This window comes from Nocardia spongicola, assembly GCF_047200775.1.
Lineage (GTDB): Bacteria > Actinomycetota > Actinomycetes > Mycobacteriales > Mycobacteriaceae > Nocardia.
Genome location: NZ_JBJZOO010000004.1, coordinates 169291 through 188843, shown reverse-complemented (window position 1 = coordinate 188843; position 19553 = coordinate 169291). Strand labels below are relative to the sequence as shown.

The following is a 19553-nucleotide window of genomic DNA, read 5'->3' as shown; positions in this document are numbered from 1 at the left end:
CCCCGCTCACCCGGAGACTCTTGTGCCTGGCGCGTCGATGGGACCTGGCTCGCGGCGGGATACGCGGGCTGGAACTGGCCCGCGGGCGTATGCGCGGGCTGGAACTGGCCCGCACGCCGGAGATCCTCCGCCCTTATCACGTGCATCACAGCATTGATCAGGGCGAGATGGGTGAATGCCTGTGGGAAGTTGCCGAGGTGGCGACCGGTGTGTGGATCGATCTCCTCGGCGAACAACCGCAGTGGGCTGGCGAAGCCGAGCAACCGTTCGCACATATGCAAGGCGCGCTGGAGTTCGCCGATTTCGACCAGCGCGGAGACCAGCCAGAACGAGCAGATGGTGAACGCGCCCTCGGTGCCGATCAAGCCATCGTCCGTTGTTTCGGTCCGATACCGCAGTACCAGGCCGTTTTCGGTGAGCTCATCGGCGATGGCCAGCACTGTAGCGCGTATTCGATGATCGTTCGGCGGCAGGAAGCGAGTCAGGACCATGAGCAGCAGCGAGGCGTCCAGCGTATCGCCCCCGTAGACCTGGGTGAACACGCCCTTGGAGTTCACCGCGTTGGCCAGGACATCGGCCTTGATCTCCTCCGCGATCGCCATCCATTCGGTGGCGTGGTCGAACTGGCCGTGTAGTTCGGCGAGTTTCGCGCCGCGGTCGAGCGCCACCCAGCACATCACCTTGGACGATGTGAAGTGTTGTGGCTCACCGCGCACCTCCCAGATGCCACGGTCGGGTTCTCGCCAATGTTCGATGGCCGCGTGTACTTGGCGGACCAGCAGTGGCCACAATGTTTCCGGTACCTGTTGCCGTGACTTCACGTGTAAGTACACCGCGTCAAGCATGGTGCCCCAGATATCGTGCTGGTCCTGGTTGTAGGCGTTGTTGCCGATCCGTACCGGTCGTGCGTTGTCGTAGCCGCCGAGATGGTCGAGAACGCTTTCGGTGAGCTCTCGTTCGCCGCCGATGCCGTAGAGCACTTGCAGCGGAGCGGGTTCGCCGTCTCCGCTATTGGTCGCATCGTTGAGGAAGGCGAAGAAGTCGTCGGCCTCACGGTCGAGACCGAGCGTGTACAGACCCCACAGAGCGAAACTGGCGTCCCGTACCCAGGTGTATCGATAGTCCCAATTGCGTTCACCACCACGGGTTTCCGGTAGTGACGTGGTCGCGGCGGCCATCAGCGCCCCGGTGGGCGCGTAGGTGAGTCCTTTGAGTGTGAGGGCGCTGCGCTGCAAATAGGCGCGCCACGGATGGTCCGGGAATTTACCCAGCGTGATCCATTGGCGCCAGCATTCGGTGGTCTGCCACATCTTCTGCGAGGCTTCGTCGAAGGTGCGCGGTGCGGGCAGTTCCGACCAGGTGAGTGCGACGAAGACCTGGTCGCCCTCCTCCATCCTGGTGCGGGCGCGAGCTTCCCTGCCTTCGAGGCCGAGGCGCAGATTCGTGGTGAGCACCAGGGACGGACCCGAACTCGGATCGTCACTACGGATCGCGGTGGCTTCCTCGTACACCTTGCCGGTGTACTCCCAGTGGGCGGTGGCCCGGTGGTAGTCGAACGCGGGTTCGCAGCTCATTTCGAGTTCCACGGTCCCGTTCACGCATTTCACTGTGCGCAGCAACAGGTGTTCGGCATCCCAGTCCATCGGGGTACGCCGGTGCGTCTTACTGCGTTGGTCGTTGTTGTGCCACTGTCCGAGTACCAGTGCGTCACGCACGATCAGCCAGCCGGTTTGGGTCTGCCAGGTGGTCTCGAGAATCATCCCCCCTGGCAGGTAGCGGCGAGCGGCGGGCACGTTGACCCCATAGGGTCCGATCCGGAAGTGACCGGCGCTGCGATCCAGGATCGCGCCGAAAACACTCGGTGAATCCGGCCGTGGCACACACATCCACTCCACCGAGCCATTACTGGCGATCAGGCAGGTGGTCTCACAGTCGGACAGAAACGCGTAGTCATCGATCGGGGGGTAGGCCCCGTTGCGCTGCGGTTCGGTCAGGCTCGATGCGGCCAGGCTCTCGGGAGTGTCGGTGAAAAAGTCAGCGGAGGACGCCATACTCCCATCTTCGGACCGGGTAGGCCCATAGTCCACTCGCCGGTCGCCGTGATCGCCCGCATGGTGTGACGGCACTGGTTCTCGGGCCTACTAGGCTGGACCCGTGCATCAGATAGCAGGATGGTGGGACGGCTTCGAGCTGTGGGTCGCGGGACTGCCGTTCATTCCGCAGTTCCTGGTGGTCCTCGTCGGTATGGTTCCGATCAGCTTCGCCATTGCCTATGGGCTCGACCGAGTCCTGCGTGCCGTACTGCGTCTGCGTGATCGTGGTCTGGGCGATCGTGTCCTCGGTGATCACAGTCACTCCGTGGACACCGCGCATATCCGGTTCGAGATGACGGAGCTCGAGCCGGAGCGGGTGGCCGACGACCGTGGTCCGGTACAGCGCCGACCGGTACAGAGCGGAGTCCGGTGATGCCTCGTTCCCGAGTCCAGCTCGCGCTGATCGCCCTGCTCGTGCTCGTCGTCATCGCCTGGTTGCTCACCCGCTGAGCCGGGTGCGCTCACTGTGTTCCGGTCCGTCGGCCGGTGAGTCGTTTGCCGATCTTCGAGACGGTATCGCCGACCTCATGGGCGACCGTGCTCGCCGCCGCGCCGACATCCCGGCCCAGGGTGCGCACTGTCCGGATGAGCGGATCCTCGGACTGATCGAAATTCGCGCGGTAGGTGCGGGCGGCTTCTTTCATCTCGTCGGTGATCCTGGTGCCCTGGTCCTGGTCACGGTGTGGATAGCTGCCAGAGAGTATGCGGTCGTAATCACCGCTGTGGATCCAGCGCCGCAGCTCGGCCGCGCGCAGCACCGAGAACGGGTGGCTCTGTAATTCGAGATTGAGCAGTTTGAGCACCCCGTCGCGCAGATCTCCGGAACGCTCGTAATCGTCGGCCTGGGCCAGGAACGCTCCATGATTCATCTGCTCGACCCAGGCGCCGCCCGCCATCTTCATATGCACTCGTACCGAGGCTTCGACATCTTGTCCGCATAGCAGTCCCGCGCGGTCACCCGACAGCTCGGACTTGCGACTCCACTCCATCAACGCCGCGACAATGGCACGCAACGCCCACCCGCCTACCGGCATCCATCCGACGCTCGCGGTGAGCCGCAGCAGATGCATCAGCATCGTCCGATATACCGCATGTCCGGACAGCGCGTGCCCCAGCTCGTGGCCGAGCACGAAACGCAGCTCCTCGGTATCCATGAGATCGATCAGTCCTGTGGTCAGCACGATGAAAGGCTGATCCATACCGATGGTGAAGGCATTCACTTGCGGGTTCTGCAGTACGAACAGCTCAGGCGTGGTCGGTGCGTCCAGGATGTGCACACAGTCGTCCCGCAACTGGTGCAGCGTACGGAACTGGCGTTCATCCACCCTGACCGCGGTGGCCAGGTACAACAACCGGTGTTGACGTTCCTGGAGCAGGCTCGACAGTGTCCGCAGTACGACGTCGAACCCTGTCAGCGACCGCAAGGTGACCAGGGCGGTGCGGTCGGCGGGGTGTTCCCATGCACGGGTGCTGATACCGGGAAACTGCGCGCGGACGCGATCCGGGCTTACGGTCATGGGATTACCCCCTCTTCCTGGAACTCTTCGATTCGGACTCCGCCGTCGGCTCTGCTACAGTCTGCCCGTGTCTTCGAGCGCCGTCCCGCAGGTCCGCCATGAGCTGGCGTTGATCGCTGTCGGTGATCTCGCGGTCGCGGACATCTACTGTCGTTGATCGGTGACCGGGCACGTCCGTGTCTTGTCCCCGCGGGCTCGCGCCTGCGCAGCGGAGGGACGCGGTCTTCTCCGGGGCCGATACGCTGCTCTGTTATCGCATGTCCTATCGCCAGGTCTGCTGATCAACGTTCATTGTCGCTGCCACCGAAGAATTATCGGACGTGGCGGTCCGCACGAAAGGTCCACCCCGATGGCTCGCACATCTCGGCTCGCACTGCGCCGCCGCCGCGGCGTTGTCGCCCTTACCGTGCTCGCGGCGATGGTGCTGACCGCATGTGGCGGCGGAGCCAGCGATTCGGTCGGGGGCAGTAGCGTCGACGGCAGCGGTGGCACCGTGAATCTCTACGCCTTCGCCGTACCGAAGCCTGGCTTCGACAAGGTGATCGCCGAGTTCAACCAGACCGAGCAGGGGGCGGACGTGCAGATCCGGTCCTCCTACGGTGCTTCCGGTGACCAGTCCCGCAAGGTGAAAGACGGCGCCGAGGCCGATATCGTCAACTTCTCGGTCGAGCCCGATATCACCCGTCTCGTCGACGCGGGTCTGGTCGACCCGAGCTGGAACGCCGATGCCACCAAGGGGGTTCCGTTCGGTTCGGTGGTCGCGATCGTGGTGCGCAAGGGCAACCCGAAGGGGATCGAGGATTGGGATGATCTGCTGAAGCCTGGCATCGAGGTGGTCACCCCGAACCCGTTCAGCTCCGGATCGGCCAAATGGAATCTGCTCGCGCCGTACGCGGCGAAGAGCGACGGTGGCAAGAATCCGCAGGCGGGTCTCGACTATCTGAGGCAGTTGATCTCTGCCGACCACATGCGGGTGCAACCCAAATCCGGTCGCGAGGCAACCGAGGCATTTCTGCAGGGTACCGGTGATGTGCTGCTGAGTTACGAGAACGAGGCGATCTTCGCCGAGCGCAAGGGGGAGCCGATCGAACATATCGTCCCGCCGGTCACCTTCAAGATCGAGAACCCGGTGGCGGTGCCGAAGAACAGCAGGAACCCGGAGAAAGCCGTCGCCTTCCGCGATTTCCTGTTCACTCCCGAGGGACAGCGGGCCTGGGCCGAGGCCGGTTTCCGGCCGGTCGATCCACAGATCGCCGCCGATTATGCCGAGGACTTCCCGGCCCAACGGCAGCTGTGGACGATCGCTGACCTCGGCGGCTGGAAGACTGTGGACGAGGAACTGTTCGCCCAGGGCAGTGGTTCCATCGCGCTGGTATACGACGAAGCGACCAGGTGACAGATGATCCCCATTACCCCGGATACTGGAAGACTGTGATCGACCGCCGTAACGCCGGATCTGTATCGACAGACGACTCCGGCGTCTCAGATATCAACCGTAGGACCGGTCGCCGAAGCTTGTCGTGGCTGCGGATGAGCGGGTCGGTAGGTCCGCTCGGTATCGCCACCGCGGTGCTGTGGCTGAGCATCATCGTGCTGCTGCCATTGGCCGCGCTCACCGTGACCAGCTTCGAGAACGGCTGGTCCGGTTTCCTCGACGCCGTCACCGCGCCCGCGGCACTGGCCTCGTTGCGCGTCACCGTGTTCGTCTCGGTGGTGGTGGCGCTGATCAATGTCGTGATGGGCACGGTGATCGCCTGGGTGCTGGTTCGTGACGAATTTCCTGGCAAAGGCATCGTCAATACCTTGATCGATCTGCCGTTCGCGTTGCCGACGATCGTGGCCAGCATCGTGCTGCTCTCGCTGTACGGTCCGCAGAGCCCGGTCGGCATCCATCTCAGCGCTACCCAGCCTGGCCTGATGGTGGCACTGGCGTTTGTCACCTTGCCGTTCGTGGTGCGCTCGGTGCAGCCGGTACTGATCGAGGCCGACCGTGAGGTCGAACAGGCCGCGCTTTCTCTCGGCGCGAACAACTGGACCACCTTCCGGCGGATCGTGCTTCCCGCGCTCACTCCCGCGATCATCAGCGGTGGCGGGCTCGCCTTCGCGCGCGCGATCGGTGAGTACGGGTCGGTGGTGCTGATCGGCGGCGCGATTCCACACAAAACCGAGGTGGCCTCCCAATACATCCAGAAGCAGATCGAGATCGATCGGCCTGTGAACGCGGCGGCGGTATCGGTCGTGCTGTTCGGCATCGCCTTCGCGACGCTGCTCGTTCTGCGACTGCTCACCGAACGTACCGCGCGTAAGGAGCAAGCGACCCGATGAAACATAATCGCGTAGCGTTCGTCGGGTCGCTGGGGTGCGGGAACTCCCGCAGGGCAGAGCGCGACCCGATGAAGCATGATCGCGTAGCGTTCGTCGGGTCGCTGGGGTGCGGGAACTCCCGCAGGACGGGGCCGGCCCGATGAAATTGTCGGCACTGACCCGTATCTCGTTGCGTACGGTGGCGCTCGGCTACCTGTTCGCACTGTTGTTGTTGCCGTTGCTGATCATTCTGTGGCGCACCTTCGGACAGGGCATCGGAGCGTTCATCGACTGGATCACCACGCCGGCGGCGATCTCCGCCTTCCAGTTGTCCCTGCTCATCGTGGTGATCGTTGTCCCGATCAATGTGGTTTTCGGTGTGGTCACGGCGCTGGCTCTGGTGCGAGGAAAGTTCCCTGGACGCACTCTGGTGCAAGGCATGGTCGATCTGCCGTTCGCCGTCTCTCCTGTGGTCGTCGGTGTTTCGTTGATCCTGTTGTGGGGTGCGGGCGGCTGGTTCGGTGGACTGGAAGACCTGGGTCTGAAGATCATCTTCAGCTTGCCGGGCATGGTGATCGCGACCATCTTCGTCACCTTGCCGTTCGTGGTGCGCGAGGTCGAACCGGTGCTGCACGAGATCGGCGACGACCAGGAACAGGCCGCGGCTACGCTCGGTGCGTCCGGGTGGCAGACATTCTGGCGGATCACGCTGCCGGCGATTCGTTGGGGCCTCACATATGGTGTGGTGCTCACCGTGGCCCGCGCGCTCGGTGAGTTCGGTGCGGTGATCATGGTCTCCTCCGCGCTACCCGGTGAGTCGCTGACTTTGACCTTGCTGGTGCACCGTCGATACATCAACGATCACAACACCTTCGGTGCGTACTGTGCCGCGACCTTGCTGATGGGCATGGCCCTTCTCACTCTTTTGCTGATGACCCTCCTCGAGCGTAAGCGGAGCGCCAAGTGATCACCGTGACCAATGCGAACAAGAACTACGGCTCGTTCGCGGCCCTCGACGATGTCACCATCGATATCCCCTCCGGTGAGCTGACCGCGCTGCTCGGTCCTTCGGGCTCGGGAAAGTCGACGTTACTGCGCTCGATCGCCGGTCTGGAGTCGCTTGACTCCGGTGTGGTCAGTATCGCGGGACGCGATGTCACCCGGGTGCCGCCGCAGAAGCGTGATATCGGGTTCGTGTTCCAGCATTACGCGGCGTTCAAACATATGACGGTGCGGGACAATGTGGCCTTCGGCCTGAAGATCCGCAAGCGCCCCAAACCTGAGATCCGCAAGCGTGTCGACGAACTGCTCGGCATTGTGGGTCTCGACGGTTTCCAGCATCGCTACCCGGCGCAGTTATCGGGCGGTCAGCGGCAGCGGATGGCGCTGGCCCGCGCGCTCGCCGTCGATCCGCAAGTGTTGTTGCTGGATGAGCCGTTCGGCGCATTGGACGCCAAAGTGCGCGCCGATCTGCGCACGTGGCTGCGCCGCCTGCACGAAGAGGTGCATGTGACCACTGTGTTGGTCACCCATGATCAAGAAGAGGCACTCGATGTCGCCGATCGGATCGCGGTGATGAACTCCGGTTGCATCGAGCAGATCGGTACGCCCGAAGACGTATACGACCGGCCTGCCAACGAGTTCGTCATGTCTTTCCTCGGTGCGGTGGCCCGGCTCAACGGACATCTGGTGCGGCCACACGATATTCGGGTGGGCCGGGATCCGAGTATGGCCCTCGCGGCGCATGAGGGTACCGCGGAATCGGCTGGTGTCACCAGGGCGACCGTGGAGCGAGTGGTCGCTCTCGGTTTCGAGGTGCGTGTGGAACTACGTAATGCCGCGACCGGCGACTTGTTCACCGCGCAGGTGACACGCGGTGACGCTGAGGCACTGCGGCTTTCGGACGGTGAGACGGTCTACGCCCGTGCCACTCGTATTCCGGAACTTCCAGAGCGCTGACCGGTTCCTGGCCGAGGAGGGATTGTTCTCTATGCCGGTCCGGTGCTGAGAAGTTGCTGTATTTCTGGGTTTTCGATCGGCTGATTTCACGACAGCGTCCTTGTCGATGGCCTGCGGGGAACCACCGCATGTCGATCGTCAGCCGGTGCGGCGTACCGCGCTGATTCCCGAAGGTCGGCCAGACCATAGCGGATATCCACCGGGCCTGGCGTGTCGCAAGGTCTTCCGGTGATCTCCTGGTGTGCGTCGGCGGTCCAGGTGGAGGTGCCCGCGAGTACGCGTACCCGGCGGCGGGTGATAGGCGGCTTGCGGACAATCGGTTGTCCGGACTTGGCATGATGATCGCGGAGTGGTTGCCTGGACTGCGTTCGAAGCACATCGACACGGCGATCGGGTGGATTGCGATGGCGGTTGGTCTCGGAATGAGCGTCGGTACCGTGAATACGGTTTCCGTCCTCGTGGCGGAAGATTCGACTCAGGTTCCGCCGGGGCGGCGTGCCACACCATGCTCGCGGGCACTCATGCGCCGGACAACGCTGAGCTTCGACAGCACTGGCACGGCCGGGCTCGGCATGAGTACCTGGCATGGTCGCGTAGTGACGGAATTCGCCGATCTCACGCGCCGATCGGGAACCAGGGCGCGGGTCGGGAATCGGGCGCTGGAGCCCGCGGACCTCGTCGCCACGGTCGTCACATGCCTGATCGGCGAGATGCTTCCCGATGGCTCTTCGCGCGGAAACGGTTTCGGTGCCACGCTGACCTATCCGGCCCGCTACGCCGATGAGCAGGTGGACGCGTTGGCCGCGGCGCTCGATGCCGTCGGGCTCGGGCAGGTCGCCGTGGTCGCCGAACCTGTTGCGGCGGTGACCTGGTTGGAAGCCGAGCACGGGCCCTTACCTCCAGGCCTGGTACTGGTCTACGATCTCGGCGGTGCCGGACTCGACGTCACAGTAGTCGGAGTGGGCGGGGCGGACCGGAGCCATCCGATCATGGGTGTTTCGTTGCGCTCCACTGAATTCGGTGGCCGCGCGTTCGACGCCGCGCTCGCCGGATACGCCGGGGCCGATCCGCTCGCGGGGGCGGCGCAGGAGCGGGTTGCCGGTCCGAGGCTCGCCGAGCTGCGCACCCGGCATATCCGGGATTCCCTCGAGCTCGTCTCGCGCTGCCTGCGGTTCGCGCAGGTCACTGTTTCCGATATCGACTGTGTTCTCGTGGTCGGTGGCGCGGCGCGGCCTGCCGAAGTGTCCCGGGTGCTCGTGGAGGAGCTTGCCAGGCCGGTGATCACCGCTCCGGATCCGGGGCGGACCATAGCCGATGGAGCCGCCCTCATCGGTCGTAGGGCGGTGGTCGCGGCGCAGGTGCCGAAGCGGCCGCTCCGGCATGGTCGCGCCCGTGGTCACGCGGCCGCCATGACCTTGTTCCCGTCCCGCCGGACCAGGCGTCGGTGGCTCGGGACCGGCGTCGCCGGAGGCGGGCGGACAGCTGGATTCGCGACCTCGTTCCTGACGGCCGGTAGTGGAATACGTGCCCGTTGGGCGAGGATCGGGCCGCGGTAGCGGGTGCTGCCCGGGTGGTATCGATGGATGCCTTCCGGCGGTGCGCGGGATGAGGGCGCGCGCCGCCGGATGGCTCGAACGATCACCCAGTTGACGTAACTCTCTGTAGGTGTAACCATTGGATACAGTTAAATGGTTTCCTCAGAGGAGAGCGGTGACGACGATGTCCACAGCCGTGCCGCCCGCGGTCGACCCCGATCTGGAGAAGGCGCAGCGATACGCCGAAACGCTGTTGCTGCTCTCCGAAGGGTCGGTGAACAAGCATTTCGATCCATTCGCCGATATCGACTGGGATAACCCGGATTTCGCGGTCGATGCCGGTCCGGAGCGTTGGATCCTGCCGGTATCCGCCGATACGTTGGCTCGCCATCCTTGGTATCAGGCATTGTCGACCGAGCGAAAGATCGCGGTCGGTAAGTATCGGCAGGCGAATATCGCCAAGGTCGGCTTACAGTTCGAGTCAATCTTGATCAGCGGTATGATCATCCACAATTTCGGCTTGCCGAATGGTTCGCCGGAGTTCCGGTACTGCTCCCACGAGATGATCGAGGAGCACAACCACACGTTGATGTTCCAGGAGATGGTCAACCGGATCGGGCTGGATGTACCTGGTATGGGTCCGTTGGTCAGCAAACTCAAGTACCTCGGTGCACCGGTGGCGGCGTGGTTCCCCAACTTGTTCTTCATGGCAGTGCTGGCCGGCGAGGAGCCGATCGACCGTATCCAGAAGCAGATCCTGCGTTCGGGTGACGAGGTGCACCCGATCATGCGTGGTGTGATGGCCATTCATGTCGCGGAAGAGGCCAGGCATATCTCCTTCGCGCACGAATTCCTGAAAAATCACGTACCGCAATCGAATCCGACGCAGAAATTCATTCTTTCGCTGGCTATGCCGATCGTTATGTGGTTGCTCGGTCGTGCCATCGTGACTCCGCCGCGGTCATTCTTCACCGAATTCGACATCCCGAAGCAGGTCCGAAAAGAACTGTTCTACGAATCTCCCGACGCCAAGCAGGTCTTCAGCGACTATTATGGTGACGTGCGCTCTCTGGCCAAGGAGATCGGGTTGATGAATCCGATTGCCAAGGTGGTCTGGAAGAAGCTCGGTATCGCCGGTCCTATTACGCGATACCGGTCGGAGCCGCTGCGCGTGCTGAGCAAAGCCGGGTGAGCCGCAGATGCCTTATGTAGTCACCCAACCCTGTTGCGGGGATGCGTCTTGTGTGTATTCCTGTCCGGTCAACTGTATTCATCCCACGCCGGACGAACCGGATTTCCTGACCGCGGAGATGGTGTACGTCGACCCGGAGGCGTGTGTGGATTGCGGTGCCTGTGTCACCGCGTGTCCGGTCGATGCCATCGTGCCCGCGACGAAGCTGACCGAGGAACAGAAGCCGTTCATCCAGATCAATGCCGATTTCTATCGGCAGATACGGCCGCGCCCGTTGATGGCGCGGCCGGTGCCCGCCGCGCGGATTCATACCGAGGATATGTCGTTGCGTGTGGCAATTGTGGGGTCGGGACCGGCGGCGATGTATGCCGCCGACGAGTTGCTGACCCAACCGGGTGTGTCGGTCACGGTGTTCGATCGGCTGCCGACACCCTATGGGTTGGCCAGGTATGGTGTCGCGCCGGATCATGTGAAGACTCGTGAGGTCGGCGCGTTGTTCGATGTGATCTCGGCGCAGCCGGGATTCGGATGGTATCTGAATGTCGAGATCGGCACGCATATCTCGCATTCCGATCTGCTCGGCCACTTCCACGCGGTGATCTACGCGGTGGGTGCGGCGGCGGATCGTAAGCTCGGCATTCCGGGTGAGGAGTTGCCCGGCGCGGTGTCGGCCACTGATTTCGTGGCCTGGTACAACGGGCATCCCGATTATACGGATCAGGTTTTGGATTTGTCCGGCTCGCGGGCGGTCATTATCGGAAACGGCAATGTGGCTGTCGATGTCGCGCGGATTCTGACCGGCGATCCGACTGATCTGGCCGATACCGATATCGCGCCGTACGCGTTGCGTGCGCTGCGGTCGAGCCGGATCGAGGAAGTGGTGGTGCTCGGTCGTCGTGGTCCGCTTGAATCCGCTTTCACTATTCCGGAATTCGTCGATCTGCTCGGCGGTGATGTCGATATCGTGCTCGAGGGTGAGCTGCCCGAGCTCGGTCCCGGATTGCCCTTCCATCTGGAGCAGAAGCTGCGATTGCTGCACAGTATCCGTACCAGGCCTGTCCGTGGTCGGAAGCGGATCGTCTTCCGCTACTCGACTGTGCCGACCCGGATCGTCGGTGACGATCGGGTGACCGGCCTCGACGTAGCGCGTACCGAGCTCTACTCAGCCCCGGATGGACAGGTCCGCGCAGTCGCGGTGGAGGAGAGCGGCCGGCTCACCACAGGACTGGTGTTGACCTCGGTCGGCTACCGCGGTGTCGCCTTGCCGGGCCTGCCCTTCGACGAGCACGCGGCCGTGATACCGAACCGAGAGGGTCGGGTGCTGGAGCGGTCGGGAGGTGAGGTGCTGGCAGGCGTCTATGCCGTCGGCTGGATCAAACGGGGGGCCAGCGGTTTCATCGGTACCAACAAGTCCTGTGCGCAGGAGACGGTGCGGCAGCTGGCCGAGGATTTCAACGGCGGTCGCCTGCCCGAACCGGTGGGTGGCGCGGCGGATTTCGATCGGTTGGTGCGGTCCCGCCGACCCGAGCTCCGCGCTGGGGGAGCCGTCACTCGCCTCCGCCGCACCCGGCACTTCCTGACCCACACTTGATCACCGTCTCCCGGCAGGCTCCGGACCGGCCTGCGGCCGATCCGCTTGCGGTTTCGGTGCCGGAGCGGGCCGCCGTTCCGATGCTCACCGAGTTGGGTACCCGGAATGTCCGGATTTTTTTGACCTCGTCTTATGCTGCCTGCGGCCTTTCCCCAGTGAATGCGGTCGTCCGGTATCGGCGTCCTTGTTGGCCCTGGTCAGGGCTGGAAGGGATCGTGAGGGATATGGCAGGATGCCACCGGCGCTCCGCGGAGGACATCGTGTGGAAGCTGCGCCGCGTCGACGAACTGGCTGTTGCCGGGTAGACGGGTGAGTGCGCTGCGGCCTGCAGCCACAACCACCATCCTGTGGCCTGCGGCACCAACTGAATAATCGACTCTTCGGACTCCGAAGCCGGGTGGTCGCATTATTGGGGACTGGTTACCTGCGGGGTACGCAGGTAACTGTGACCGATATCGACTGTGATCGCGTGGCCGTCCCGAATCTCGATTTCTCGGCTATCTCTCAGTTGACGCAATTCTCCATAAGAGTAATTATTGAGGGTGGCTCGGAAGCTCAATCGAATAGAGCTCGATTTTCGGAGTAGAGTAGAGATGATCATGCCCGCAGCGGTGCCGCCCGTGGTCGATCCCGATGTGGAGAGGGCGCAGCGATATGCCGAAACGGTATTGTTGCTTTCCGAGGCGTCGGTGGACAAGCATTTCGATCCATTCACCGATATCGACTGGGACAATCCGGATTTCGCGGTCGATGTCGGTCCGGAGCGCTGGATTCTGCCGGTATCCGTCTATGCACTGGCTCGCCACCCCTGGTATCGAGCGCTGTCGACCGAGCAGAAGATCGAGGTCGGTAAGTATCTGCAGGCGAATAGCGCCAAGGTATCCCTGCAATTCGAGTCCATCCTGATCAGTGGCATGGTTGTCTACAATTTCGGCCTGCCGAATGGTTCGCCGGAGTTCCGGTACTGCTCCCACGAGATGATCGAGGAGCACAACCACATACTGATGTTCCAGGAGATGGTCAACCGGATCGGGTTGGATGTACCGGGTCTGCGTCCTTTGTTCAAAGCACTCAAGTACTTCGCCGCGTTTGTGGCGGCGCGGTTCCCCAACTGGTTCTTCATGACCGTATTGGCCATTGAGGAGCCGACGGACCATGCGCAGAAGCAGATCCTGCGTTCGGGTGACGAGATACACCCGATCATGCGTGGTATTCTGGCCATTCATGTCGCGGAAGAGGCCAGGCATATCTCCTTCGCGCGCGAATTCCTGAAAAATCATGTGCCGCAAGCGGGGCCGGTGCGGAAGTTCCATCTTTCGCTGGCTATGCCGATCTTGATGCGGCGGTACGGTCGGGCTATCTTGACTCCGCCGCGGTCGTTCTTCCGCGAGTTCGATGTCCCGAAGCGGGTCCGCAAAGAACTGTTCTACGGATCTCCTGAGGCCAAGCAAGCCTTCAGCGACAACTTCGGTGACGTGCGCGCTCTGACCGAGGAGATCGGGTTGATGAACCCGGTGGCCAAGGCGTTCTGGAAGGCACTACGGATCGACGGCCCTGCTTCGCGATACCGGTCGGAACCGGTACGTGCCGCGAATGGGGCCACCTAGGTCATCCGGGGTCAGCGAACTGCCGGAACGCGGTCGGCGAGGGTACGCACCACTTCAGAGGCAAGGACAGCGTGTCCGCTCATGCTGAAATGAATGAGGTCGGTGCTCATCAGGTCGGGGCGCAAGCGAAGCGGGTGATCCCAGAGTTCGAGCAGGAGTGCGTCGTAATGCGCGGCCAGTTCACAGATCAGGTCGTTGAGGATGGCCATCCGGTCGCGTAGCTGACGCATCGGGGCCATATGCTCGGGGTCCCAGACATTGGCCAGGGTGAAGGTGACCACCTGCGCCTCGGTTCGGGTGAGTGCCGCGAAGAGGGTGTCCAGATTCGCGCGCACGTCGGCGGGAGAGGCTGCCTGCGGGAAGAAGTCGTTGCCGCCACAGTTGAGATGCACCAGGTCGGGGCGGAACTCCAGCACAGAAGGCAGCTGCTCGTCGAGCGCCTGCGCGGAGGTGGCGCCGATCCATCCTGTATTCAGGTAGACCAGGCCGGGACGTACCGATTCGAGGACAGCGGCGACGCGGTCGACCCATCCTCGAGGTTCGTACCCGGGGCTCGGATCACCGATGCCCTGAGCGATGGAGTCGCCGAGCACCGCGTACCGCTGCCATGGCGCAGCAGCGAGCAGCCGACGCGATGCTGCGGGGGACAGCAGCATCGGGTCGTTGCTTTCGGTGCGAATGTCGCTGTCGATCATCTTTTTTCCTTACTGATGGCGGCGAACGGCCATTGGCGGCGAACGGCGGGACGCGGGCCGGTGGGGCCGCCTGGTAGGTGGACGCGCCGGCGATGTTCGCTGGGGATGTCGAGGGGCGCCGATCAGCGCTTGGCCAAAGGCGCGCGAGCGCGGGCATCGATCGCGCGGCACGCCGCCGATATAGCTTCCGTCGAAGGGCTGAACGGGGTCGGTATCGGCAGGCCGGCTACCGATTTCGGTCTCAGCAAGAGCGGCGTCGCCACTCTTTTCGGCAGTAAGGAGGCCTTGTAGCTCGCGGCGGTCGCCTCCGCCCGGCAGGCGTTCATCGCTGCCGTCGTCACACCGAGCCCGCCGGATTGCCACGCCTGTGTGGTCCTGGTCGAGCGCTGGTTCGGTCAGGTGGCCGAACCGTTGTTCTCCGGCGGATGTTTTCGTGTCGCGACCCTTGCGGAGTTCGACAGCAAGCCGGGGCCGGTCCGTGAGGCCATCGCCGAGGATCGTCGGAACTGGCTGGCATTACTGGCTGCGGAGATTCGCCGCGCGCAGGAACAGGGGCATATGGGGCAGGGCGGTGCTGAGATCGTTGCGTTCGAATTGGACGCGGTGATCGCCGCGGCGCACAGCGCCAGGCAATGCGGGGACGACGCGGGCGTCGCCACCGCTCGCACTATCGTCGATGGCCTGCTCGGCCGGACCGCTCCGGGATCGGTGCCCCGCTGAGTATCCGATCCGGGGAGGCTCGCACCAGGTCGGGTCGAGGGCGCGGGCTGCTCTGTGATCATCGTGCGGATGGCTGGACGGCCCGAGCAATCACTCAGTTGACGTAACTCCATGTTGGTGTAATCCTGAGGCAGGGGCAAAAGGTTTCTTTCTGCGGAGGCAGTCATGGCGAGATCGATGAAGCCTATAACCACGGCCGCATCGCCTGTGTCCGATCCTGATCTGGAGAGGGCGCAGAAGTATGCCGAAACGGTCATGCTGCTCTCCGAGGCGTCGGTACACAAGCATTTCGACCCTTATATGGATATCGACTGGGACAATCCGGATTTTGCTGTCGATGCGGGGCCGGAGCGCTGGATCCTTCCGCCGTCGGCCGATCCGATGGGCCGTCATCCCTGGTATCAGTCGCTGCCGATCGAGCAGAAGATCGCGATCGGCAAGTACCGGTATGCGCAAGTCCTCAAGGTCGGTTTGCAATTCGAGTGCATCTTGATCAGCGGCATGACCCTCTACAACTTCCGCCTGCCGATCGGTTCCCCTGAGTTCCGGTACTGTTCCCACGAGATGATCGAAGAGCACAATCACAACCTGATGTTCTATGAAATGATCAACCGGATCGGGATGGACGTACCGGGCATAGCCCGGTTCTACAGCAAGCTCAGATCATTGGGTGCGATACTGGGGGCCTATTTCCCGAATCTGTTCTTTCTGTTTGTGATTGGCGGCGAGGAGCCGATCGACAATATGCAGAAGAAGACTCTGCGTTCGGGCGACGCGATGCACCCGATGACGCGCGGTGTGGTTGCCATTCATGTCGCGGAAGAAGCCAGGCATATTTCCTTCGCGCACGAATACATGAGAAACCGTGTGCCGCGATTGAACGTGGTGCACAGGTTCGTGCTGTCGTTGATCGCGCCGATTTGCCTGATGCTTGTCGGCCGTATGCTGACGACCCCGCCGCGAGCGTTCTTCGCTCAGTTCCACGTCCCGTATCGGGTCCGCAGGAATCTGTACTACCACTCTCCTGATGCCAGAAATACTTTCAGAGGATACTTCGATGACGTGCGCACCTTGGCTGGAGATATCGGGTTGATGAACCCTGTTGCCAAGGCGATCTGGAAGCTGCTCAGGATATACGGCCCGCCCGCGCGTTATCGGTCGGAGCCTTCGCGTACTGCGAACATGGCCGCTTGAGTCGCGGGTCTCACGTCGTCCGGTCAGGCCGAGAGTGCGGTCCGCTGCGCGATCGCCGAGTGGTAGCGATCCAGGATGACGGCGGTGAGGGCAGGATGTGGGCCGAGCACATCGGCATGGATGGCGTCCGGTGCCGCCAGGGCCAGACGATCGGTCAGCCGGCCTGGAGCCAGGAACCACGGCGCCACCAGCACGCGGTCCGCGCCGCGGGCGTGTAGCCGCGTTACCGCCTCGGTCACCGATGGTTCGGTGGTCGCGAAGCAGATTTCGGTGCGCCAGCCGGTACGGGCAGCCAGCAGATCGGCCGCCTCGGCGGTGCGCGCGTTGGCGGCAGCCGAGGAGGATCCGACTGCCGCGACCGCGATACCGAGGCGCCGATCCGCTACAGCGCGCCCTGCGCAGCAGGCGGCGCGTACGCGATCACGTAGGGCGCTGATCAATCCTGGGTCGGTGCCGAGCACGTCGGCTTGGGTGAGCCGCAGTCGGGGGTGACGGGCGCGGGCCGCCGCGAGCAGTCCGGGTAGGTCGACCCTGGCATGGAAGGCGCTGCCGAGCAAGAGCGGCGTCACCACAGCATGAGTATGGCCTTGGGCGGCAACGGCGTCGACCGCCTGTTCGACCGAGGGGGCGGTGAGATCGAGAAAAGCCGTTCGGATGTCGATGTCCGGTCGCGTGTCCGCGATGGCCGCGACCACCGCGGAGACGGTCGCGGCCGATCGCGGATCACGGCTGCCATGGGCCACCGCGATGAGCGCGGGTGGCCGTGCCGAACCGACTTCCCTCGACGCGGCGCTCGGCCGATATTCCGGGTAGCCGGAGCCGTCCGCCGACGCGCCTGCGGATGAATCCGGCGGCATGCCTGTGACGGCTCGCGATACGGTCATATCAGGCTCCGGTACCTACCTCGACCGTGGTCAGCACATCGCCGACCAGGCCTGCGGCCAGTGTGTTACCGCCGGTCGGGTCGATCAGCAGGAAGCTGCCCGTGTGCCGGTTCACCCGGTAGTCATCGGCCGCGATCGGCTCGGCGACCCGTACCGAGATACGCCCGATATCGTTGAGCGCCAGGGACTCAGGGGTTGGATCGGCGGCGAGGCGCTGCTCGTCGAAGCGTTCCAGCAGCGCGCCGACAATCGCCTGGGTGGTCCTGGTGCCGTGCTTGAGCAACAGTCGCGCGCCCGCGCGCAGCGGCTTGTCGCCCAGCCAGCACACCGTGGCGTCGAACGTGTCGGTCGGCTCAGGCGCATCGGTGGCCGAGGCGATGATGTCGCCGCGTGAGATATCGACGTCATCGGCCAGGATCAGGGTGACGCTGCGGCCGGACTGTGCCACCGCGAGTTCGCCGTCCGGCGTATCGATCCGCTCCACTGTGCTGCGGGTACCGGAGGGAAGTACCACGACCTCGTCGCCAGGAGCGACCGAACCCGCCGCGATCTGCCCGGCATAACCGCGATAGTCCGGATAGTCGGCGGTACGTGGCCGGATCACATACTGCACCGGCAGTCGCAGGCCGAGCCGGTGTTCACCGGTGTTGTCGGCATCGACAGGCACGGACTCCAAATGCTCGATCAGCGAGGGACCGGTGTAATAGGGGGTCCGATCCGAACGTGTCGCGATATTGTCGCCGTGCAGCGCCGAGACCGGGATCTCCAGCACATCCTCGTTCGACCAGCCCAGTGAGCGGACGAGCTCGCGGAACTCGGTGCAGATCTCGGCGAACACGGTAGCGGCGTCGTCGACCAGGTCGATCTTGTTCACCGCGAGCACCAGCTTCGGTACGCCGAGTAGTGCGAGCACCGCGGCATGCCTGCGGGTCTGCTCGATAACGCCTTTGCGCGCGTCGACGAGCAGGATGACCAGCTGTGCGGTGGACGCGCCCGACACGGTATTGCGGGTGTACTGCACATGCCCCGGGGTGTCCGCGAGCACGAACGAACGACGCGGGGTGGCGAAGTAGCGGTAAGCGACATCAATGGTGATGCCTTGTTCGCGTTCCGCGCGCAGTCCGTCGACGAGCAGGGAAAGATCCGGGGTAGCGAGCCCCTTGTCCACCGACGCGCGGGTGACGGCATCGATCTGGTCGGCCAGGACGGACTTCGTGTCGTAGAGCAGGCGTCCGACCAGAGTGGACTTGCCGTCGTCGACAGATCCGGCAGTGGCCAGCCGCAACAGGTCGGACATATCAGAAATAACCCTCTCGTTTGCGGTCTTCCATCGCGGCTTCGGATACCCGGTCGTCACCGCGGGTCGCACCACGTTCGGTCAGTCGGGACGCGGCCACTTCGGCGAGGATCGCCTCGTTATCGGCCGCTTCGGAAAGGACGGCACCGGTGGAGGATCCGTCACCGACGGTGCGGTAGCGCACCGACCTGGTCTCCAGCACCTCGCCGTCGCGGGGACCGCCCCATGCGCCTGGCGTCATCCACATACCGTCGCGCAGGTACACCGGACGCTGATGCGCGTAGTAAATGCTCGCCAGATCGATGTCCTCGCGGGCGATATAACGCCAGATGTCCAGCTCGGTCCAGTTACTCAGCGGGAACACCCGCACATGTTCACCCGGTGCGTGCCGTCCGTTGTACAGGTTCCACAGCTCGGGACGTTGCCGTTTCGGATCCCACTGCCCGAAGGCATTGCGCAGTGAGAAGATCCGTTCCTTGGCACGCGAGCGCTCTTCATCGCGTCTGCCGCCGCCGAACACGGCGTCGAACCGATGCTCGCTGATCGCGTCCAGCAGCGGGATGGTCTGCAGCGGGTTACGGATACCGTCGGGGCGTTCGGTGAGCCTGCCGTCGGCCAGGTAGTCCTCCACCTTGGCCACATGCAGGCGCAGGCCGTAGCGCTCGACGATCTTGTCCCGGAACTCCAGGACCTCGGGCAGATTGTGTCCGGTGTCCACATGCAGCAGTGCGAACGGTAGCTGCGCGGGCCAGAAGGCCTTGAGTGCCACATGCAGCAGCACGGTGGAGTCTTTACCACCGGAGAACAGGATCACCGGCCGCTCGAATTCGCCCGCCACCTCACGGAAGATATGGATCGCTTCGGACTCCAACGCGGCGAGCGTATCGAAATCACTGATGCCGAGGGAACGTTCACCTCGGATGGTCTCGGTCATGCGGTCTCTCTTCTCTGCCCGGTCATGCGGT

At 63.5% G+C, this 19553-nt stretch carries 19 protein-coding genes and 1 pseudogene; 13 read left to right on the top strand and 7 right to left on the bottom strand.

Annotated elements, in window-relative coordinates; translation table 11 throughout:
• Positions 1 to 83: 83 nt before the first annotated feature.
• Positions 84 to 2051, bottom strand: a pseudogene (locus ACL02S_RS10990) (glycoside hydrolase family 15 protein); the annotation flags it as partial.
• A gap of 103 nt (positions 2052 to 2154) precedes the next feature.
• Between ACL02S_RS10990 and ACL02S_RS10985 the strand changes: the two are divergent.
• On the top strand, positions 2155 to 2466 hold the full coding sequence (locus ACL02S_RS10985; RefSeq protein ID WP_412802261.1) for a hypothetical protein: 312 nt from the start codon (positions 2155 to 2157) through the stop codon (positions 2464 to 2466).
• Between the two features lie 88 nt (positions 2467 to 2554).
• Here the strand turns inward: ACL02S_RS10985 and ACL02S_RS10980 are convergent, their stop codons facing one another.
• A complete protein-coding gene (locus ACL02S_RS10980; RefSeq protein WP_412802260.1) occupies positions 2555 to 3610 on the bottom strand; it encodes a M48 family metallopeptidase in 1056 nt (351 codons plus the stop codon).
• 67 nt (positions 3611 to 3677) lie between these two features.
• Between ACL02S_RS10980 and ACL02S_RS10975 the strand changes: the two genes are divergently transcribed.
• The 5 genes from ACL02S_RS10975 (at position 3678) to ACL02S_RS10955 (ending at position 7873) form a co-directional block, all read left to right on the top strand.
• Entirely contained in the window at positions 3678 to 3767 is a 90-nt protein-coding gene (locus ACL02S_RS10975; protein ID WP_312038717.1) for an Ms4533A family Cys-rich leader peptide, read from the top strand.
• Between the two features lie 192 nt (positions 3768 to 3959).
• Positions 3960 to 5006 (top strand): sulfate ABC transporter substrate-binding protein, encoded by a 1047-nt coding sequence (locus ACL02S_RS10970; protein ID WP_412802259.1) that lies wholly within the window; start codon positions 3960 to 3962, stop codon positions 5004 to 5006.
• A 134-nt stretch (positions 5007 to 5140) separates the two neighbouring features.
• Positions 5141 to 5935, top strand: coding sequence for a sulfate ABC transporter permease subunit CysT (cysT, locus tag ACL02S_RS10965; RefSeq protein ID WP_412802258.1), 795 nt, complete (start codon positions 5141 to 5143; stop codon positions 5933 to 5935).
• Positions 5936 to 6074: 139 nt separating this feature from the next.
• Positions 6075 to 6881 (top strand): sulfate ABC transporter permease subunit CysW, encoded by an 807-nt coding sequence (gene cysW, locus ACL02S_RS10960; RefSeq protein ID WP_412802257.1) that lies wholly within the window; start codon positions 6075 to 6077, stop codon positions 6879 to 6881.
• Complete coding sequence (locus tag ACL02S_RS10955; protein WP_412802256.1) at positions 6878 to 7873, top strand: sulfate/molybdate ABC transporter ATP-binding protein; 996 nt, start codon at positions 6878 to 6880, stop codon at positions 7871 to 7873. Before cysW ends, ACL02S_RS10955 begins: the two co-directional genes overlap by 4 nt.
• 86 nt (positions 7874 to 7959) lie before the next feature.
• Here the strand turns inward: ACL02S_RS10955 and ACL02S_RS10950 are convergent, their stop codons facing one another.
• Positions 7960 to 8250 carry a hypothetical protein gene (locus ACL02S_RS10950; protein ID WP_412802255.1) on the bottom strand — a complete coding sequence of 97 codons (291 nt, stop codon included), beginning with the start codon at positions 8248 to 8250 and terminating at the stop codon, positions 7960 to 7962.
• A 219-nt stretch (positions 8251 to 8469) separates the two neighbouring features.
• Here ACL02S_RS10950 and ACL02S_RS10945 point away from each other — a divergent pair, with 219 nt between their 5' ends.
• The 4 genes from ACL02S_RS10945 (at position 8470) to ACL02S_RS10930 (ending at position 13798) form a co-directional block, all read left to right on the top strand.
• Positions 8470 to 9429: an Hsp70 family protein gene (locus tag ACL02S_RS10945; RefSeq protein ID WP_412802254.1), complete on the top strand. Its 960-nt coding sequence runs from the start codon at positions 8470 to 8472 to the stop codon at positions 9427 to 9429.
• A gap of 163 nt (positions 9430 to 9592) precedes the next feature.
• Positions 9593 to 10600: an AurF N-oxygenase family protein gene (locus ACL02S_RS10940; protein ID WP_412802470.1), complete on the top strand. Its 1008-nt coding sequence runs from the start codon at positions 9593 to 9595 to the stop codon at positions 10598 to 10600.
• A 7-nt stretch (positions 10601 to 10607) separates the two neighbouring features.
• On the top strand, positions 10608 to 12191 hold the full coding sequence (locus tag ACL02S_RS10935) for an FAD-dependent oxidoreductase (protein ID WP_412802253.1): 1584 nt from the start codon (positions 10608 to 10610) through the stop codon (positions 12189 to 12191).
• 593 nt (positions 12192 to 12784) lie between these two features.
• Entirely contained in the window at positions 12785 to 13798 is a 1014-nt protein-coding gene (locus ACL02S_RS10930; RefSeq protein WP_412802252.1) for an AurF N-oxygenase family protein, read from the top strand.
• An 11-nt stretch (positions 13799 to 13809) separates the two neighbouring features.
• On the opposite strand, the gene ACL02S_RS10925 is transcribed toward ACL02S_RS10930, so the two are convergent.
• Complete coding sequence (locus tag ACL02S_RS10925) at positions 13810 to 14493, bottom strand: SGNH/GDSL hydrolase family protein (RefSeq protein ID WP_412802251.1); 684 nt, start codon at positions 14491 to 14493, stop codon at positions 13810 to 13812.
• Positions 14494 to 14598: 105 nt separating this feature from the next.
• On the opposite strand from ACL02S_RS10925, the gene ACL02S_RS10920 reads away from it, so the two are divergent.
• The 3 genes from ACL02S_RS10920 (at position 14599) to ACL02S_RS10910 (ending at position 16407) form a co-directional block, all read left to right on the top strand.
• On the top strand, positions 14599 to 14784 hold the full coding sequence (locus ACL02S_RS10920; RefSeq protein ID WP_412802250.1) for a hypothetical protein: 186 nt from the start codon (positions 14599 to 14601) through the stop codon (positions 14782 to 14784).
• Positions 14785 to 14862: 78 nt separating this feature from the next.
• A complete protein-coding gene (locus ACL02S_RS10915) occupies positions 14863 to 15213 on the top strand; it encodes a TetR family transcriptional regulator C-terminal domain-containing protein (protein ID WP_412802249.1) in 351 nt (116 codons plus the stop codon).
• 165 nt (positions 15214 to 15378) lie between these two features.
• Positions 15379 to 16407, top strand: coding sequence for an AurF N-oxygenase family protein (locus tag ACL02S_RS10910; RefSeq protein ID WP_412802248.1), 1029 nt, complete (start codon positions 15379 to 15381; stop codon positions 16405 to 16407).
• A 23-nt stretch (positions 16408 to 16430) separates the two neighbouring features.
• On the opposite strand, the gene ACL02S_RS10905 is transcribed toward ACL02S_RS10910, so the two are convergent.
• Genes ACL02S_RS10905 through cysD form a run of 3 tightly spaced genes read right to left on the bottom strand, consistent with a single transcriptional unit; the run spans position 16431 to position 19522 of the window.
• A complete protein-coding gene (locus ACL02S_RS10905; RefSeq protein ID WP_412802247.1) occupies positions 16431 to 17291 on the bottom strand; it encodes a sirohydrochlorin chelatase in 861 nt (286 codons plus the stop codon).
• A 1-nt stretch (position 17292) separates the two neighbouring features.
• Positions 17293 to 18588 carry a sulfate adenylyltransferase subunit 1 gene (locus tag ACL02S_RS10900; protein WP_412802246.1) on the bottom strand — a complete coding sequence of 432 codons (1296 nt, stop codon included), beginning with the start codon at positions 18586 to 18588 and terminating at the stop codon, positions 17293 to 17295.
• A 1-nt stretch (position 18589) separates the two neighbouring features.
• Complete coding sequence (cysD, locus tag ACL02S_RS10895) at positions 18590 to 19522, bottom strand: sulfate adenylyltransferase subunit CysD (protein WP_412802245.1); 933 nt, start codon at positions 19520 to 19522, stop codon at positions 18590 to 18592.
• Positions 19523 to 19553 lie beyond the last annotated feature (31 nt).